The 19,225-nt window shown below is 56.3% G+C and carries 9 protein-coding genes and 2 pseudogenes; all 11 read left to right on the top strand.

Annotated features, from left to right (window positions below):
- Window positions 1-96: 96 nt before the first annotated feature.
- The 11 genes and pseudogenes from ACTNBR_RS10730 (at window position 97) to ACTNBR_RS10780 (ending at window position 19,110) form a co-directional block, all read left to right on the top strand.
- Window positions 97-2,184, top strand: coding sequence for a DNA topoisomerase 3 (locus ACTNBR_RS10730; RefSeq protein WP_441018304.1), 2,088 nt, complete (start codon window positions 97-99; stop codon window positions 2,182-2,184).
- Window positions 2,181-2,462 carry an immunoglobulin gene (locus tag ACTNBR_RS10735; RefSeq protein ID WP_441018300.1) on the top strand — a complete coding sequence of 94 codons (282 nt, stop codon included), beginning with the start codon at window positions 2,181-2,183 and terminating at the stop codon, window positions 2,460-2,462. Before ACTNBR_RS10730 ends, ACTNBR_RS10735 begins: the two co-directional genes overlap by 4 nt.
- 2 nt (window positions 2,463-2,464) lie before the next feature.
- The gene (locus ACTNBR_RS10740; RefSeq protein ID WP_441018298.1) at window positions 2,465-5,449 is read left to right on the top strand and encodes an LPD16 domain-containing protein; all 2,985 of its coding nucleotides are present in this window, start codon (window positions 2,465-2,467) and stop codon (window positions 5,447-5,449) included.
- A gap of 1 nt (window position 5,450) precedes the next feature.
- Window positions 5,451-5,666, top strand: coding sequence for a transposon-transfer assisting family protein (locus ACTNBR_RS10745; protein WP_441018296.1), 216 nt, complete (start codon window positions 5,451-5,453; stop codon window positions 5,664-5,666).
- Between the two features lie 77 nt (window positions 5,667-5,743).
- Window positions 5,744-13,720, top strand: a complete 7,977-nt coding sequence (locus ACTNBR_RS10750; RefSeq protein WP_441018294.1) for an SNF2-related protein — start codon at window positions 5,744-5,746, stop codon at window positions 13,718-13,720.
- Window positions 13,721-14,298: 578 nt separating this feature from the next.
- Window positions 14,299-15,954, top strand: a complete 1,656-nt coding sequence (gene ltrA, locus ACTNBR_RS10755; RefSeq protein ID WP_441018292.1) for a group II intron reverse transcriptase/maturase — start codon at window positions 14,299-14,301, stop codon at window positions 15,952-15,954.
- A gap of 95 nt (window positions 15,955-16,049) precedes the next feature.
- A pseudogene (locus ACTNBR_RS10760) lies at window positions 16,050-16,931 on the top strand (SNF2-related protein); the annotation flags it as partial.
- 1 nt (window position 16,932) lies between these two features.
- Window positions 16,933-17,634: pseudogene (locus tag ACTNBR_RS10765) on the top strand (DUF3849 domain-containing protein); the annotation flags it as partial.
- A 359-nt stretch (window positions 17,635-17,993) separates the two neighbouring features.
- Window positions 17,994-18,338 carry a plasmid mobilization protein gene (locus ACTNBR_RS10770; RefSeq protein WP_441018290.1) on the top strand — a complete coding sequence of 115 codons (345 nt, stop codon included), beginning with the start codon at window positions 17,994-17,996 and terminating at the stop codon, window positions 18,336-18,338.
- Between the two features lie 164 nt (window positions 18,339-18,502).
- Window positions 18,503-18,814, top strand: coding sequence for a hypothetical protein (locus tag ACTNBR_RS10775; RefSeq protein WP_441018288.1), 312 nt, complete (start codon window positions 18,503-18,505; stop codon window positions 18,812-18,814).
- Window positions 18,811-19,110: a CD1845 family protein gene (locus tag ACTNBR_RS10780; RefSeq protein ID WP_441018286.1), complete on the top strand. Its 300-nt coding sequence runs from the start codon at window positions 18,811-18,813 to the stop codon at window positions 19,108-19,110. The genes ACTNBR_RS10775 and ACTNBR_RS10780 overlap by 4 nt, the downstream gene beginning before the upstream one ends.
- Window positions 19,111-19,225 lie beyond the last annotated feature (115 nt).

Raw genomic sequence — 19,225 nt, forward strand, 5'->3', positions numbered from 1 at the left:
TGCCGTATTATCGCTGTCAATCTGCCATTAGCTCCCAGACTGCGCGGTCGATTCTTTAAAGGACGGAAAAATAATTTGTCGTTTGCGTCTCCCTCAATTCGCTGTCCAACAAAACCGTCCGTTGCCCAAAGTCTGGCCGCCGTGATCGGGGCCACCGCCCGCAAGGACGGCTACCTGGAGGGCGGCGGCTGGCGGGTCAGCTGGTGTGTGGGCCACCTGGCTGGGCTGGCCGACGCCGACGCTTATAACCCGGACTACGCCAAGTGGCGCTATGACGATCTGCCCATTCTGCCGGAACCCTGGCAGATGGTGGTGAGCAAGGACAAGAAGAAACAGTTTGATGTGCTGAAACAGCTGATGAACGCCCCGGATGTGACCGAAGTGGTAAACGCCTGCGACGCCGGACGCGAGGGGGAGCTGATCTTCCGCAGCGTCTACGAGCTGGCGGGCTGCCAGAAGCCTATGAAGCGGCTCTGGATTTCCTCGATGGAGGATTCCGCCATCCGGGAGGGCTTTGCAAACCTGCGCCCCGGTGCGGACTATGACGGCTTACGGGATGCGGCCCTCTGCCGTGCCAAGGCGGACTGGCTGGTGGGGATCAACGCCACCCGGCTGTTTTCCGTGCTGTACCACCGGACCCTCAACATCGGGCGCGTCATGTCCCCAACACTGGCCCTCATTGTCCAGCGGGAGGCCGAGATCGACACCTTTAAGCCGGTGCCGTTTTACACGGTGACGCTGGAGCTGCCCGGTTTCTCTGTTTCAGGGGAACGCATGGCGGACAAGGGCACCGCCCAGCAGCTGAAAACGGCCTGCCAGGATGCGGCTGCTACGGTGAAAAAGGTGGAGCGCAAGGACAAATCCGAGAAGCCGCCCGCCCTCTATGACCTGACCACCCTCCAGCGGGACGCCAACCGGCTGCTGGGGTTCACAGCCCAGCAAACCCTGGACTATTTGCAGAACCTCTATGAAAAGAAGCTCTGCACCTATCCTCGGACGGACAGCCGTTACCTGACTTCGGATATGGCAGCAAGTCTGCCGGAGCTGGTCCGGCTTACCGCTGGGGCGCTGCCCTTTGCCGCTGGTATGGAGCTTGCCTGCAATGCGGCACAGGTCATCAACGACAAGAAAGTGACCGACCACCATGCGGTGATCCCCACCCGCAACCTCCAGGGCGCGGACCTGTCCAGCTTGCCAGTTGGCGAAAAGGCGGTGCTGGAGCTGGTGGCCCTGCGGTTGCTGTGCGCTGTGGCTCAACCCTATATTTTTGCGGAAACCGCCGTTGTTGTGGAGTGCGCCGGTGCGGAGTTTACCGCCAAAGGCCGCACGGTGAAAGATCACGGCTGGCGGGCGCTGGACGCTGCATACCGCGCAGGGCTGAAAAATGTGGAGCCGGAAACCGAGGACAAGGCTCTGCCGGAGCTGTCTGAAGGTCAGACGCTGCCCCTTTCTGGTGCTGCCGTCAAGGAGGGCAAGACCACCCCGCCCAAGCACTTCACCGAGGATACGCTGCTTTCTGCGATGGAGACTGCTGGGAAGGACGATATGCCGGACAATGCCGAGCGCAAGGGGCTGGGGACCCCGGCCACCCGCGCCGGTATCCTGGAAAAGCTGGTGTCCACCGGCTTTCTGGAACGCAAAAAGAGCAAGAAAACCGTGCAGCTTCTGCCGTCCCATGATGCGGTGTCCCTTATCACCGTGCTGCCGGAGCAGCTGCAATCGCCCCTGCTGACCGCTGAATGGGAGTACCGGCTGGGAGAGATCGAGCGCGGAGAGCTGGCCCCGGAGGACTTCATGGCCAGGATCAGCACCATGCTCCAGGAGCTGGTGAGGACCTATCAGGTCATCAAGGGAACCGAGTATTTGTTCACCCCGCCCCGCGTGGTGGTGGGCAAATGCCCCCGCTGCGGTGGCGATGTGGCGGAGCTGCAAAAGGGGTTCTTCTGCCAGAACGAGGGCTGCAAATTTGCTATCTGGAAAAACAACAAGTGGTGGGAGCTGAAGCGCAAGCAGCCCACCAAGGCCGTCGTGACGGCGCTGCTCAAAGATGGCCGCGCCCATGTGACCGGCCTGTACTCCGAGAAAACCGGCAAGACCTACGACGCCACCGTGGTGCTGGAGGACGATGGGAAGTACGCCAATTTCAAGCTGGCCTTTGACCGGCAGAAAGGCGGCAAACGATGAAGCTCTCCCTCTATGAACAGGAAACCATCATCCTCTACAACCAGGCCGAGGCCGCCGCCGAGGTCTATACCAATGACCCCCGGCTGCTGGAGAAGCTGCGGCGGCTGGCGGAAAAATACCCGGACCAGATCGTGAAAAAGGACCGGCAGACTTTCACGGTCCCCAAACGCTGCGTGTCCGTCCGGGAGCCGTACAGCGACGAGCGCCGCAAGGCGGCCAGTGAACGGGCCAAGGCTGCCGGGTACAGGCCGCCCACCCCCAAGAAGGGCAGCGAGTAAGCATGGCCGAGAGCGTCTTTGAAGCCGTCAAGCAGTCCATCACCGTCCGGGAAGCGGCGCAGATGTACGGGATCGAGGTCAATCGGAGCGGTATGGCCTGTTGCCCGTTCCACGATGACAAAAATCCCAGCATGAAGCTGAACGAGGAATATTTCTACTGCTTTGGCTGCGGAGCCACCGGCGATGTGATCGACTTCACCGCACGGCTCTACAATCTGTCCCCCAAAGAGGCCGCCGAGAAGCTGGCCCAGGATTTTGGCTTGGCTTATGACAGTCAGGCCCCTCCCCGGAGGCGCTATGTCCGGCAGAAAACCGAGGCACAGAAGTTCAAAGAGGATCGGGACCATGCCTTTCGTGTCCTGGCTGACTACTTTCATTTGCTCCGCAAGTGGGAAACGGACTACACACCCAAAACACCGGAGGAAAATCCACATCCCCGATTCATGGAGGCAATCCAGAAAAAAGACTATGTGGGCTATCTGCTGGATTTTTTCCTGGAGGATACCCCTGATGAACAAAGACTGTGGATTGCCGAACATCAATCAGAAATCGCCAATTTGGAAAGGAGAGTGAAAATCATGGCTGATAAGCCCACCAACCGGGAGCGGTTGCAGGAAATCACGGCGGGCATTGAACAGGGTATCAAGGAGCTGTTCGAGAGCGAGAAGTATATGCGCTACCTGTCCGTTATGTCCAAGTTCCACCGCTACTCCGTCAACAACACCATGCTCATCTATATGCAGCGCCCGGACGCCACCCTGGTGGCCGGGTTCAACAAGTGGAAAAACCAGTTTGAACGCCATGTGAAAAAGGGTGAGCATGGCATTACCATCATCGCCCCTACGCCCTACAAAAAGAAGATCGAGGAAATGAAGCGCGACCCGGACACCCATGCCCCCATCCTGGACGCGGATGGCAAGGCGGTCATGGAGGAAAAGGAAATTGAAATCCCCATGTTCCGCCCGGTCAAAGTGTTCGATGTTTCGCAGACGGACGGAAAGCCCCTGCCGGAGCTGGCCTCCAGCCTGTCCGGGACGGTGCCGCACTATGAGGCGTTTCTGGAGGCGGTGCGGCGCTCCGCCCCGGTTCCCATCGAGTTTGAGCCGATGGCTGAGAACATGGACGGCTATTTTTCCTCCGAGCAGCAGCGGATCGCCCTCCGGGAAGGCATGAGCGAGGTGCAGACCATTTCCGCCGCCGTCCATGAGACCGCGCACAGCAAGCTCCATGACCCCAAAAAGTATGAGGCGGAGCCGACCTGGAAGATCGTGATGGTGAGTGAGGGCGGCACCAAGCATGACTTCCGACAGGATTTTGCCACCGAAGCGGAGGCAGAGCAGGCCGCCGCCGAGGAAGGCTGGCGGTATGTGGACGAAAATCAGTTTGAGTGGCGGCTGGAGGTAGAGGAAGATCTGACGGCGGTGAAACAGGCCGCCAAGAACCGCAACACCGAGGAAGTGGAGGCCGAGAGCATTTCCTATGCGGTCTGCCAGTATTTCGGCATACAGACTGGCGAGAACAGCTTCGGCTACATCGCTTCCTGGTCCAAGGACAAGGAGCTGAAGGAGCTGCGGGCCAGTCTGGAGACCATCAACAAGACTTCCTGCGAGCTGATTAACGACATCGAGCGCAACTACAAGGAAATCTGCAAGGAGCGCGGCATCGACCTGACTGCCGCCCCGGAGCCGGAGCAGGCACCCCAGCAGGCTGTGGAGGAAAAAGCCCCTGCGGAAGAAGTATCCCAGCCCAGCGCCGAGTACCGGGAGGCCCTGCTGGTGCTGGACGATACCACCTATCTTCATGTTCAGCCCTGCGACACCGGCTGGGACTACACGCTCTACGATGTGGAAACTATGAAGCAGCTGGACGGCGGCCAGCTGGATGGGACCGACATGGGCCGTTCCGCAGCAGTCAGCCATATCTGCGAGGACCTGGGGATGGGCAGCAAGTCCATCAAGTATGCCTCGCTGTCCATGATCGAAACTTTGCAGGAGGCGGCCTCCCAGCAGATGCAGGAACAGGTCAGCCAGCAGACCACAGAAACCGCAGCCGCCCAGCTGCCGGATGCCCAGGAACAGGCGTTGGACGAGTATCCCATGCCGGACCCGGTGCTGACCCAGGACGATCTGGAGAAATGCGGCTGCCTGGACAGCGACCTTCTGCCCCTCTCCAAAGAGCGGGCTTATGAGCTGATGGAGCGTGACCTGACCGTTTATATCATCCAGGAGGGCGAAAATCCGGTGATGGCCTTTGATACCGCCGACCTGGACGCTCATGACGGTATCTTCGCCCTGCCCCGCGAGGAATGGGAGGAAAGCCCGGAGTTTGATAAGCTGGTCAAGGACCGCATGGACCACCAGGAGGAACGGGAGCAGGCGTTTCTCTACCACAAGGGGGACTGCTTCGCCATTTATCAGGTGAAGCACACCGACGAGCTGCGGGACATCCGCTACGAGGGCCTGGAATGGCTCCAGTCCATCGGGCGGACGGTGCAGCGGGATAACTATGAGCTGGTTTACACTGCTCCGCTGCTGCCCTCTGACCTGAAAGGCGATACCACCGAACAGCTCTTTTACCGTTTCAACAATGAACATCCCGCCGATTACGGCCATCCGTCCATGAGCGTAAGCGACATCGTTGCCATCAAGCGGGACGGCAAGGTATCCTGTCATTACTGCGACAGCTTCGGCTTTCAGCAGGTTCCCGGATTCCTGCCGGACAATCCGCTGAAAAATGCGGAGATGATGTTGGAGGATGACTATGGCATGATCGACGGTATCATCAACAACGGCCCCAAGGAGCCGACGGTGGCCCAGCTGGAACAGCAGGCCCGCAGCGGCCAGCCGATTTCCCTCATGGATTTGGCTGCCGCCGCCCACCGGGAGGACCGGGAAAAGAAAAAGTCCGTCATGGAGCAGCTGAAAAGCCAGCCCAAAGCGGAATACAAAAAGACAGCGCCCAAAAAGAGCGCGGAAAGGGAGATTTGATATGGGAAACTTCACTTTTGAGGAAACGAACCTGCTTTGTATCTACAACACCGGCAGCCGCACCGGGCTGATCGCCGCTCTGACGGAGATGCGTGGTGAGCTTTCGCCGGAGGAAGCCGAGCTGCGGGAGCTGACCGACAGTGCCTTGGGCAAGCTCCAGGCCATGAGCGACGCCGAGTTTGCCCAGCTGGAGCTGTACCCGGACTTCGACGAGTAAGAACCACACCAAGACCCAGCGGGGCGGCCTGATGTGCCGCCCCGTTTCTATTTAACATGAAGGGAGGACAGAAAACCATGCCATCCAAAGCTGAATTTTACCGGCAGATGGCCGAACAGGTATCGACCCGGCTTGTGGGCAGCTGGCAGGAATGGACGGCCTTTCTCACTACCGCCGCCCGCCTCTACAAATATCCGTTCCATGAACAGATGATGATTTATGCCCAGCGCCCGGACGCCACCGCCTGCGCCGAGTATGATTTATGGAATGAAAAAATGGGCCGGTATGTGCGCCGTGGCTCCAAGGGGATCGCCCTGGTGGATGATTCCGGCGACAAGCCCCGGCTGCGCTATGTGTTTGATATTTCCGACACCGGCACCCGTGAACATTCCCGCACCCCCTGGCTGTGGCAGCTGGAGGAACAACACATTGGGCCTGTGTCGGCCATGCTGGAGTGCAACTACGGCGTTGCTGGTGACGATCTTGCCCAGCAGCTTATTGATGTGGCCGGAAAGCTGGCGAGTGAGTATTGGGACGAGCATCAGCAGGACTTCCACTACATCGTTGACGGTTCGTTCCTGGAGGAGTACGATGAACTCAACATCGAAGTCCAATTTAAGTCTGCCGCCACCGTCAGCATCGCCTACGCCCTGATGTCCCGTTGTGGGCTGGATACGGAACAATACTTCCAGCATGAGGACTTCATGCCGATTTTCGATTTCAATACCCCGGCCACGGTTGGGGCGTTGGGCGCAGCGGTCAGCCAGGTGAACCAGCAGGTGCTGCGGCAGATCGGCGTCACCATCCAGAACTATGAGCGCGAACAACTCGCGGAAAGGAGCGTTACACATGGAGAACAACCTGACTTACACGAGGAACGGCGATTACCTGATTCCCGACCTGAGCCTGAGCGAACAGCCGGAGAAGCCCCTGGGCAAGTACGGCAGGATGCGGAAAGCGTACCTGAAGGAACACCGGCCCCTGATCTACAACCAGCTGCTGCTAACCGAGAAGCTGTACCCGCACCTCATCGAGATCGACGAGACGGCGAACAGCCGTCTGGAGCAGATGATGCCCCAGCTGGCGGAGTCGGCGGGCGCGACGGAGGAGCTGAAAGCCCGCGATCCGATGCGCTGGGTGGGCCTGATGAACACCTGCAAGGCCCAGGCCGAGGAGATTCTGATGGCGGAGCTTATCAACAGCTGACCTTAAACCTGTTCCTCTCCGAAGCGGAACAAATCCAAAGAATAGACGAAGCAGAGAATGTGCAAACATCCTCTGCTTTTTCTTTTGCCCAGACCGACATCGACCATGTGCTGCGGCTGGGAGGCAACACGGACCGGCAGCGTGAACGCATTGTGGCAGCTTTTGAAAAGCAGAAGTCCACCGCCGAGATCGCAGCCTATCTGCAAAACCTCTATACCGGCGGCAACGGGATTGGCAGCATTACCGCATGGTATGCCGAGGACGGCATCCACCTGTCTCACGGAAAGTCTGCCCGTTATGACAAGTCCGCCCAGGTCATTTCCTGGGAGAGCGCCGCCGAGCGTATCGGCCAGCTTTTGCAGACCGGCCAGTTTGCCACCAATGTAGAGCTGTCCGAGGCCGAGGGCTATGAACGTTCCCTCCTTGCGGAAAAGTTCTGGAATCTGTATCACGATTTCAGCGATGAAGCCAGAGAATCCGGGTATCTGCCCAGCCTTGCCAACAATCCAGGGCGCGGTTTCCCGGAAGAATCCGCGTGGCTTACCGAGCAGCTGAAAAGCCCGGAGTTCCGCCAGACCCTTGCAGAAGAATATGCAGCATTCTGGACGGCCTATCAGCAGGACCGGGACTTGCTGCGGTTCCACTACCACAAGCCAAAGGAGATTTGGGGAAACCTGAAAGATCTGTCCCTGCCCCGCACCGCCTTTACCTCTCAGATGACGGAAGTACCTACGGTCAAGCAGTTTATCACCGAGGACGAGATCGACGCCGCCATGACCAGAGGAAGCGGTGTTTCTGGTGGCAAAGGCCGCATTTTTGCCTATTTCCAAAATTCCCACACCGATAAAGAAAAGGTGGATTTCCTCCGACACGAGTACGGCATTGGGGGCCACTCCCATGCCCTGTCAGGCGCTGGGGGCAGCTGGGAAGATCATGACGGAAAGGGCCTGCACTACAAAAAAGGCGGCTGCCCGGATGTGCATTTCACATGGGAGAAGGTTGCCAAGCGGATCACCAATCTGATTCAGAAGGGCCGCTATCTCACCGAACAGGAACAGGAGGAGTTCGACAAAATCCAGGCGGAAAAGGCTCTGGCCGAAGAAGATGCCCTGCAAGCCCAGCCGCCCGACACGGAACCTGCCGATGTTCTGCGGGAGGATGTGCCGGAGCAGCCCATTCCCACCCTCCGGGAGCTGCATGAGCGATACAAGCCCATCGTGCTGGAGGCCGTTACCCAGGACATCAGATACCGGAACGCCTGCGGTCACAGTGATTATGAAAACGCTATGATCGAGTGTAATGCTGCTGTGCGCCGCGCCATTCTTGATTCCCACGATATAGAGCTGATCCGCCTGTTCTCTGATGTGCCGGAATTTCGCCAGCGGCTGCACCGGGAAGTGGCAGACGAAACCTATCCCAAGCTCCATGAGCTGCTGCGTCCTCTCTCGGACAATGACATTGACCGGGCTATCCAGGACTGGAATGGTAAGATTGAGAGCAAACACGCCGTTGTCCGCTACATGAAAGACCATGCACGGGAAAAAGACACCGCTGCATGGCTGGCTCGTGAATTTGACGGCGGCGACGGTAAGACCCCGTTTGCAGTACGCCCGGAAAGCCCCGAAGGAACGGCGCTTCCCTGGCCCAAGGTGCAGCGCCGGATCGCCCAGCTTATTAAGGAGGATCGCTTCTATACCCAGGTCGAGCAGGACAATCTGGACGATGTGGACCCCATCGCCATCCGGGAGACCCTGGCCCAACGCGGCATTGTGGATGGTCATGTGGTGGACCCGGAAAAGCTGGACAACGATCCCTTTGTTCAGCAGGTCATGCGGGATGTGGAGGCCATATCCAGGGAGACCGCCCAAGCAGACCAGCCGGAACAGCCTTCCTCCGGCAATTCGCGTGTTCCTGTATCAGACAAGGAATATGCTGCGGCCCGTGGCACGGTCAGGGAGCGGACTTCTTATGATCCAACAGTCCCTCCCTACCATGTGGGGGATATTGTCTATCTGGATGACCGCGCTCACCAGATCACAGAGCTGCGGGATGACACGGTGGAGCTGCTGCCCACGGGCATGAGCTATCCCATCTACCGGGCCGAGCGTCAGGAACAGTTTGAGCAGCTTCTTCGGGCAGATAACCGCAACGACTTCTATACCGAGTTTCTTCCGGCAAACCCGGATGCGGTGGACCAGGACCTGCGGGATGTGCTGGCACATGGCCTGATCGGTGAGGCGGACAAGGCGGAGCTTTCCCAGCTGCTGCACAACGGCAAGAGCAACCGGGAGGTTGCCCTGTGGCTGAGCCGGGCCTATCCCAACATTGTGGAAACGATGGAGCTGGAGACCGGCGACACCGCCGACTACCGCACAATGCCTGAAGGTATCGAGCTGGAAGTGCTGGACGCAGAGGAAAAGCGGCTGGCCATGCTGTTTTTCCGCTGGGACGAAGTTGCGCCTTTGCTGCGCGGGCTGTATGCCCGTCAGCTGGACGGTTTTGGACAGGAACGCCCGGAACCGGCTGCCGAAACCCCGGCTTATCACGCCGAGACGGTGGCTGTCTATCCGGGCGACAAGAACCATCTGCCCTATGATGTGGTGGTTCAGACCCTGCGGACCGATGAACCGGAGCCTCCCGCACCTGCCATCGAACCGGAAAAGACCCTGGATGAAGTGCTGGACGAACATCCCATTTCCATCCAGGTCAATGGCGAGTGGCAGACCTTCCCCAATGCCAGGGCTGCCGAGGAAGCCGCTTATGGGGAGTACAAGGAGAACCTGCGCCGCACCGCCGAGAATTTCCGTATCACGGACGATCACCTGGGCGAAGGCGGTCCCAAGGCTAAGTTCCAGGCCAACATCGAGGCGATCAAGCTGCTGAAATACCTGGAGGGAACCACCGGGCAGGCAACGCCGGAGCAGCAGCAAGTCCTCTCCCGGTATGTGGGCTGGGGCGGGTTGGCGGATGCTTTTGACCCTGACAAGGAAAGCTGGTGCAAGGAATATGCCCAGCTGAAGGAGCTGCTGACCCCGGAGGAATACGCTGCCGTCAAAGGGTCTACCCTCAACGCCCACTACACCAGCCCCACGGTGATCCGAGCCATCTATGAAGCCGTGGGCCGCATGGGATTTGAGACTGGCAACATCCTGGAGCCGTCCTGCGGTGTGGGCAACTTCTTCGGTATGCTGCCGGAGGAAATGCAAAACAGCCGTCTGTATGGCGTGGAGCTGGATTCCATCAGCGGGCGGATTGCTCGGCAGCTTTATCCCCAAGCGCACATCACCGTGGCCGGATTTGAGACCACCGACAGGCGGGATTTCTACGATCTGGCGGTGGGCAATGTTCCGTTTGGCCAGTATCAGGTTCGGGATAAAGCCTATGACAAGCTGAATTTCAGCATTCACAACTACTTTTTCGCCAAGGCGCTGGACCAGGTGCGTCCCGGCGGCGTGGTGGCTTTTGTCACCAGCCGCTATACGATGGATTCCAAGGATTCCATCGTGCGCCGGTATCTTGCTCAGCGCGCCGAGCTGCTGGGAGCCATCCGTCTGCCCAATGACGCTTTCAAAAAGAACGCCGGTGCCGAGGTCGTTTCGGACATCATTTTCCTGCAAAAGCGGGATCGCCCGCTGGATATTGTGCCGGAGTGGACGCAGACCGGCCAGACCGAGGACGGCTTTGCCATCAACCGCTATTTCCTGGACCACCCGGAAATGGTGCTGGGTCGACAGGAACCGGAAAGCACCGCCCATGGTATGGACTACACCGTGAATCCCATTGAGGGGCTGGAGCTGGCCGATCAGCTGCATGATGCCGTGAAGTACATTCGCGGCACTTACCAGGAGGCCGAGCTGCCGGAGCTGGGCGAGGGCGAAGCCATCGACACTTCTATCCCTGCTGACCCCAATGTGAAAAACTACTCCTACACCGTTGTGGACGGTGATGTGTACTACCGTGAAAATAGCCGTATGGTGCGGCCTGACCTGAACGCCACCGCTGAGGCCCGTGTGAAAGGGCTGGTGGGGCTGCGGGAATGTGTCCAGCAGCTCATTGATCTGCAAATGGACGCCGCCACACCGGACAGCGCCATCCAGGATAAACAGGCCGAACTGAACCGGCTCTATGACAGCTTCTCTGCAAAATATGGCCTTATCAATGACCGGGCGAACCGGCTGGCCTTTGCTGATGATTCCAGCTACTATCTGCTCTGCGCGCTGGAAGTCATTGACGAGGACGGCAAGCTGGAGCGTAAGGCGGATATGTTCACCAAGCGCACCATCAAGCCCCACAAGGCGGTGGACACTGTGGATACCGCAAGTGAAGCTCTGGCCGTATCAATTTCCGAAAAAGCCTGTGTCGATATGGCGTATATGGCGGAGCTGACCGGCAAGACCGGCGACGAACTGGCCGCCGAGCTGCAAGGCGTGATCTTCCGTGTACCGGGACAGGTGGAGAAAGACGGCACTGCCCATTATGTAACAGCCGACGAATACCTGTCCGGCAATGTGCGGCGCAAGCTGCGTCAGGCACAGCGGGCAGCACAGCAGGACCCTTCCTTTGCAGTCAATGTGGAGGCTCTTACCGCAGCCCAGCCCAAAGACCTGGACGCTTCGGAGATCGAGGTGCGCCTGGGCGCTACCTGGATCGACAAAGAGTACATCCAGCAGTTTATGTATGAGACCTTCAACACCCCGTACTATCTCCAGCGCGCCATCCAGGTCAATTACGCCTCCTATACCGCCGAGTGGCAGGTCACAGGCAAAAGCTCCGTAAGCCAGAACAATGTGGCAGCCTATACCACCTACGGAACCAGCCGTGCCAACGCCTACAAGATTCTGGAGGATTCCTTGAACTTGCGGGATGTCCGTATCTACGACACCGTGGAGGATGCGGACGGCAAGGAACGGCGTGTCCTGAACGCCAAAGAAACCACGCTGGCAGCACAAAAACAGCAGGCCATCCGGGATGCTTTTAAGGACTGGATTTGGAAAGACCCGGATCGCCGCCAGACCCTGGTGCGCCAGTACAATGAAGAAATGAACTCCACCCGGCCCCGTGAATACGACGGGTCCCACATCACATTCGGAGGTATGAACCCGTCCATTACCCTGCGGGATCACCAGCTGGGTGCTATCGCTCATGTGCTGTACGGCGGCAATACGCTGCTGGCACACGAGGTAGGCGCTGGCAAAACCTTTGAAATGGTGGCTGCCGCCATGGAGAGTAAGCGCCTGGGCTTGTGTCAGAAATCCCTCTTTGTGGTGCCGAACCATCTGACCGAACAATGGGCGTCGGAGTTTCTGCGGCTCTATCCCTCCGCCAACATTCTTGTCACCACCAAAAAGGACTTTGAGACCCACAACCGCAAGAAGTTCTGCGCCCGCATTGCCACCGGCGACTATGACGCCATCATCATGGGACATAGCCAGTTTGAGAAAATCCCCATCAGCCGAGAGCGTCAGGAGCGGCTCCTTCAGGAGCAGATCGACGAGATCACCGAGGGCATTGCCGAGGTGAAGTACAGCGGCGGTGAGCGTTTCACGGTCAAGCAGTTGGAGCGCACCAAGAAGTCCCTGGAAGCCCGGCTGGAGAAATTGCAGGCCGAGAGCCGCAAGGACGATGTGGTAACATTCGAGCAGTTGGGTGTGGACCGCCTATTCGTTGATGAGGCGCATAACTATAAAAACCTGTTTTTATACACCAAGATGCGGAATGTGGCAGGTCTCTCCACCAGCGATGCCCAAAAGTCCAGCGATATGTTTGCGAAGTGTCGCTATATGGATGAACTGACCGGAAACCGTGGTGTGATTTTCGCCACCGGCACCCCCGTATCGAACAGCATGACCGAACTTTACACCATGCAGCGGTATCTCCAGTATGACCGCTTGCAAGAGCTGAACATGACCCACTTCGACTGCTGGGCCAGCCGCTTCGGAGAAACCGTCACGGCGCTGGAGCTGGCACCGGAAGGCACCGGCTACCGGGCAAGAACGAGATTCAGCAAGTTTTTCAACCTCCCGGAGCTGATGAACCTGTTCAAAGAGGTGGCGGACATCAAGACCGCCGATCAGCTGAACTTGCCCACCCCGGAGGTGGAATACCACAACATCGTGGCCCAGCCTACTGAACACCAAAAAGAGATGGTGCAGGTTCTCTCCGAGCGTGCCTCCAGAGTACACAGCGGCAGCGTTGACCCCTCAGAGGACAATATGCTCAAGATTACCGGCGATGGCCGCAAGCTGGGTCTGGACCAGCGTATCATTAATCAGCTGCTGCCGGATGAACCCGGAACCAAGGTCAATCAGTGTGTGGGTAATATCATGCAGATCTGGCGGGACGGCGAGGCTGACAAGCTGACCCAGCTGGTATTCTGCGACATTTCCACACCCCAGGCAGCTCCCTCCAAAAAGGCAGCCAAACAGCTGGACAATCCCACACTTCATGCGCTGGAACAGGCTGTGCCGTTGGATGAGCCGGAGCCTGCCTTTACCATCTATGAGGACATCCGGCAAAAGCTCATCGCCCAGGGAATGCCTGCCGAGCAGATTGCTTTTATCCACGAAGCCAAGACCGAGGTGCAGAAGAAAGAACTGTTTTCCAAGGTCCGCACTGGACAGGTGCGTGTTCTGCTGGGCAGCACCTCCAAAATGGGCGCTGGCACCAATGTGCAGGACCGCCTTGTGGCCCTCCATGACCTGGATTGTCCGTGGCGTCCGGGAGACCTTGCCCAGCGCAAGGGCCGTATTGAGCGCCAGGGCAACCAGAACCCTCTTGTCCATGTGTACCGTTATGTGACTGAGGGAACCTTTGACGCCTATTTGTGGGTGCGACACGAAGTCGCTTAATTTAACTGTTTGGCGGTAATTCCGACCAAACCATCCATTCCGTTGGATGAAGCCAATATCCCCGGCTTTGCCAGTAATGGCATTGTTCGGAAGCGGATATAAATGGAACCCTATTTGGAGCAAATCCCGTGAGGGAGAAGCAAAACTGCCAGCTACAAGGCGGTTAGGGTGCAGGCTTTCTGATAGCATGGTTAATTAACTGAATCACCGTAAGCTTCGTTAAGGCTGAACAAGCCAAAGTAGCTGACAGGCTTGAACCAAAAGGTGTGCAGTTGGATATTCCTCTCCACGATAGGAATACACGGACATAAGACTGCCGGAGTAGAGGTGGAACCTAAACTATCAATGATTGTTGATTAAGTGGAACGTGTCAAGCCCGTATTCTCGCCTGCAAAGGCAAGTGGACCGTAAGGGAAGCCGTTGGGAATGCGGGTAAAGGAGTGCGGAGGAAGCGAATGCCGACCTTGTAATGAGGACGGATAGGGGTTCAAAATTTGCCCCACCCGAAAGGGGAGCAGAATTCCGCATGGTGCTTAATTACGAGAGAGTTTATAGAATTTTTGAAAGGAGTAAGGCAAATGAACATGAAAATGTGTGCGACTTCTGACGTTGCAAAGGCATGGGACAGCATCGACTGGAACAAAGCGAATGCATACGTTAAAAAACTGCAAATGCGTATCGTAAAGGCTCATCAACAGGGCAGAACCGGCAAAGTAAAGTCTTTGCAATGGCTGCTTACACACTCTTTCTACGGACGTGCTTTAGCTGTAAAAAGAGTAACGAGTAATAAAGGCAAAAAGACAGCAGGTGTAGACAAAATCTTATGGTCTACTCCCAAACTGAAATATGAAGCAATTCTCAGTTTAAAACGAAGAGGCTACAAACCATTACCGTTAAAGAGGGTATATATCCCGAAAAAGAACGGAAAAATGAGGCCGCTCAGTATCCCATGTATGAAGGATAGAGCGATGCAGACATTGTACAAATTTGCACTGGAACCGATTGCGGAAGTCACTGCTGACCCTAACTCCTATGGATTTAGAGCAAAGAGATGTGTCCAGGATGCAATCGAACAGTGTTTTACCTGTCTGAATAAAGCAAAATCCCCTAAATGGGTGCTGGAAGGAGATATTAAAGGCTGTTTTGATAATATCAGTCACGAATGGATACTGAACCATATCCCAATGGACAGAGATATTCTGCGTAAATGGTTAAAGAGTGGGTACGTTGAGACCGGAAGATTATTTCCGACAGACCTCGGCAGCCCACAGGGTTCGGCTATTTCACCAACTATCTGCAACATGGTGTTGGATGGTCTGGAAATCCAGATTAGGAAGAAATACCACAAAACGAAAAGGGATGGAAAAGCATATTTTCCAAAAGTGAACTTTATACGTTATGCTGACGATTTCATCGTCACAGGCGAAAGCAGAGAGCTTTTGGAAGCAGGTGTTCTCCCGATTATCCGGGAATTTTTATCAGAGAGAGGGTTGGAACTGTCAGAAGAAAAGACAGTGATTACCCATATCGAAGATGGTTTTGATTTTCTCGGATGTAATATACGGTGGTACAAAGACAAGCTTCTTACAAAACCATCCAAAAAGAACTATAAAGCCATTGTGAATAAGATACGGGGGATTATAAAGCAAAATCCATCTATGAAGCAGGAAGATTTGATAAGAAAGTTAAATCCGGTCATCAGAGGTTGGGTAAATTTCCAAAAGTATAATGTCTCCTCGCAGGCGTTTGACAGGTTTGATTTCGATGTATGGAGATGTCTGTGGAGATGGTGCAAACGTAGGCATCCGAAGAAAAGCCACAAATGGATAGCAAAGAAATATTTCAGGAGAGTCGGCACAAGGAACTGGACATTCAGTGTAAATTTGGCAGACTCATTTGAATTACATTTGATATATGCTACTGATACTAAAATAGTAAGGTGGCTGAAAACAAAATCAGAAGCGACACCATTTGACGAGTGTTTCACAGAATATTTTGAGGACAGAGACACAAAGAGAATGCTTCGGGAAATCAATGGAAGAAAGAAATTAAATGCACTGTACAAAATGCAGAAAGGCATTTGTCCGCATTGTGGTGAACCTATCACAGTGGAACGGGGATTCCGAATCCATAAGGAAGTAGGAGCAGATTTTAAAGAAAAGAATGTTTTATTACATGCTGATTGCCATAGAGAACTTCATTACTCGAAAATGTTGATGAACTGGTTCTGCTAACGCAGGGCTTATAAGTGCTTGAGCCGTGTGAGGGGAAACTCTCACGCACGGTTCTTAGAGGGGAAAGCGGTAGTAATACCGCTGACCTACTCGACCAGACAGTGGAGAACAAACAGAAATTCATCAGCCAGATTATGACTTCCAAATCGCCGGTGAGAAGCTGCGATGATGTGGACGAAACGGCGCTGTCCTTTGCCGAGATCAAGGCCCTGTGCGCCGGAGACCCTCGTATCAAGGAGCGCATGGATTTGGATGTGGAGGTTGCCCGCCTGAAGCTGATGAAAGCCGACCACCAGAGCAAGCAGTACCGCCTGGAGGATCAGTTGCTCAAATACTTCCCCCAGGAAATCGAAACCAACAATGGATTTATCAAAGGCTTTGAAGCGGACCTGGAGACCCTGGCCGCCCATCCTCACCCGGAGGATGGCTTTGCTGGGATGGATATCCGGGGAGATGTGCTGACTGACAAAGAAAACGCCGGTGCAGCCTTGCTGGACGCCTGTAAGGAGGTCAAAGGCTCCGAACCGGTGCAGATCGGCAGCTATCGGGGCTTTACTATGTCCGTGGAGTTTTCCGCTTGGAAACAGGAATATACGCTCCTGTTGAAAGGCCAGATGACCCACCGGGCAAGCCTCGGCACAGACCCGCGCGGAAACCTCACCCGTATCGACAATGCACTGGCTCAGATGCCTCAGCGTTTGGAAGCCGTGAAAAACCAGCTGGACAACCTTTACCAGCAGCAAGCCGCAGCCAAAGAGGAAATCGGAAAGCCGTTTCCTTTTGAGGACGATCTGCGAGTCAAGTCCGCTCGTCTGGTGGAACTGGACACGCTGCTGAACATTGACGGCAAGGGCCACGCCCAGCCGGAAACTGTGGTTGCCAAGAGTGCGCGGCCTTCGGTGCTGGACAGCTTGAAGCGCCCGGTGCCGCCCCGAAGCCCCGAAAAGAAACCAAAACAGCATGAGGAGGTGCGATAACATGAAACCCAACGATCTGAATACGGCCCTCTATGAGAAGATGGCCGCCGAGCAGGACAAATTCCGGGACTGGCTGAAAAGCCAGCCCTCGGCAGAGATCCTGAACCACGCCTATGCGTACACTGTCCGGGAGGACATCGTGATGGCGATGGAGGAACTGGAGCTGACCGATGCCCAGGCCCAGGCGCTGCTGGATTCGCCCACGCCGCTGGCTGATGTGTACCACTACTTTGAGAAAGTGGAGACCGACCACATGGATGTGGTTCGGGACTGTATCGAAATCAGGGCCGATGATGTGTGCAGAACCCAGGAGGAGCTGCGGAAGGCTGCCGTCTATCCTCACTCGGCTGCCTATGCAAAAGAGCATGGGGAGCTGGAGCAGTACCGGGCCTCAAACAACGCAAATCTCCAATGCAAGGAAGCCATTGAAGCGGCGGTGCGGGAACACTTCGACGGGATGTATCTCAGTCACGATACCGCAAAGGGCGTGATCGAGACCTATGGTATGGACCGGGTCATGCTGGTCCTTGCCAACACCGTCCAGCTCCAGGATTGGGATGGGCGCTACTCGCCCCGGAACAAGGAATGGGCCAAGACCATCCCCAACTATAACTCCGATACCGTCCGGGTTGGCTATGCAGTAAACAGCCACCCTGCTGTCTTGAATGGGTTTATTGATCTGGTGCGCGAGGAACATCTGCGCCGCCAGCCCTTGACGGCAGAGGACATCCAGGCCGAGGCGGAACGGATTTTGCGGGAGCTGCGCGCACCGGATGTGCCGAACAGCCCCCACGGAACCCATTACATGGCCCGCATTTCCCCGGAGTTTTTGAACCGTGCCGGGAGCAAAGACCATGACCGGCTGATGAATCTCCTGCCGTTTCGCAGTCTGGCGTTTACCGGCATGAAAGGGATGCCCGGAACCTATGCCACCATCCTGGCCAGCGAGGATCGCTCCAAGGAGCTGCGCCAGCCCCGGCCCTCTGTCCGGGAGCATTTGAAGCAGGAACCGAAACAGGCAGCCCCCAAAGCTCCGGGCCAGAAGAAACGGGAGCCGGAGCGGTGAGCGCCCCGAAGCGCAAGCGGGATGTCCAGGTGAATTTCCGGGTCTCCCCGGAGGAGCTGGCGCTGATCGAGCAGAAAATGGCCCAACTTGGGACGAAGAACCGGGAAGCCTATCTGCGGAAGATGGCCCTGGACGGTTATGTGGTGCAGCTGGACCTGCCGGAGCTGAAGGAGCTGGTGTCCTTGCTGCGCCGGAGTAGCAACAATTTGAACCAGCTCACCCGCCGGGTGCATGAGACCGGGCGTGTCTATGACGCTGACCTGGAGGATATAGCCCAGCGGCAGGAACAGCTATGGGCGGGCGTGAAGAAAATCCTGACCCAGCTCTCCAATCTATCGTGACAGGGGTATATATCCCATCTGCGGAGGGAGGAACGGCGTTCTTTTCGCCGCGCCTCCCTCCGCCTTTTCTTTTTGTCTGTATCCTTGCCTTTTGACGGGGCTTGCCGGATAATAAAGGCAGATAGCAAAGTGTTCTCACATCTCACAAAGGAGTTGAGATACCAATGTTGACCTTTGAAAAGGTTTTAGAGATTTTCGAGGACTATCTGGTGCAGGATATGGAGCTGGAAGTCTACAAGAGCCGGTACGGATATGTCTGTGTGTCCTTCAACGGCTCGCCCCCGGACCCGCCCTATTGCGAGGGTGATGTGTGCCGGACCCCGGAGGAACTATTTGACCATCTGCTGGTCGAGTACGAATCCTTTGCCTCCATTCAGCTGACAAAGGGACGCCGGGAGGAAAACGAGGCCGACGAGGAACAGGTCCGCCGTCTGTGCCAGAAGTATTTGGATCGTCGAGAGGAGGCCATGAAATGATCGCATTGAAGCTGATTTTGAAGATTGTGATTGCGCCGGTGATCCTGCTGCTCACCCTGGCCATCTGGATTTGCGTGGGGCTGGTCTATGTGTCCGGCCTGGTGCTGGGGCTGCTCAGCACGGTGATTGCCCTGCTGGGCGTGGCCGTCCTGATAACATACTCCCCGCAGAACGGCCTTATCCTGCTGGTGATCGCGTTTCTCATAAGCCCCTTTGGGCTGCCGAAGCTGGCCTTTTGGCTGCTGGGCAAGGTGCAGGATTTGAAATATGCAATTCAGGATTTGGTTTATGGCTAAGGAGTGTTTTAATGGGAAAAAGCAATAAGGTGTGTCCTGTATGCGGCCGGAAAATGAAATGTCAATTTATCGGATTACAGCATTGTAAATGCGGAATGAGTTGGAAAAAGGATGT

The sequence above is a fragment of the Bariatricus sp. HCP28S3_F11 genome, assembly GCF_052065395.1.
Classification (GTDB): domain Bacteria; phylum Bacillota; class Clostridia; order Lachnospirales; family Lachnospiraceae; genus Allocoprococcus.

Bases quoted from the DNA above. Each gene is read 5' to 3' on its own strand.
- ACTNBR_RS10750 (WP_441018294.1), top strand. From the start codon at position 5,744: ATGCCATCCAAAGCTGAATTTTACCGGCAGATGGCCGAACAGGTATCG.
- ltrA (WP_441018292.1), top strand. From the start codon at position 14,299: ATGAACATGAAAATGTGTGCGACTTCTGACGTTGCAAAGGCATGGGAC.
- ACTNBR_RS10735 (WP_441018300.1), top strand. From the start codon at position 2,181: ATGAAGCTCTCCCTCTATGAACAGGAAACCATCATCCTCTACAACCAG.
- ACTNBR_RS10780 (WP_441018286.1), top strand. From the start codon at position 18,811: ATGATCGCATTGAAGCTGATTTTGAAGATTGTGATTGCGCCGGTGATC.
- ACTNBR_RS10740 (WP_441018298.1), top strand. From the start codon at position 2,465: ATGGCCGAGAGCGTCTTTGAAGCCGTCAAGCAGTCCATCACCGTCCGG.
- ACTNBR_RS10775 (WP_441018288.1), top strand. From the start codon at position 18,503: ATGTTGACCTTTGAAAAGGTTTTAGAGATTTTCGAGGACTATCTGGTG.
- ACTNBR_RS10745 (WP_441018296.1), top strand. From the start codon at position 5,451: ATGGGAAACTTCACTTTTGAGGAAACGAACCTGCTTTGTATCTACAAC.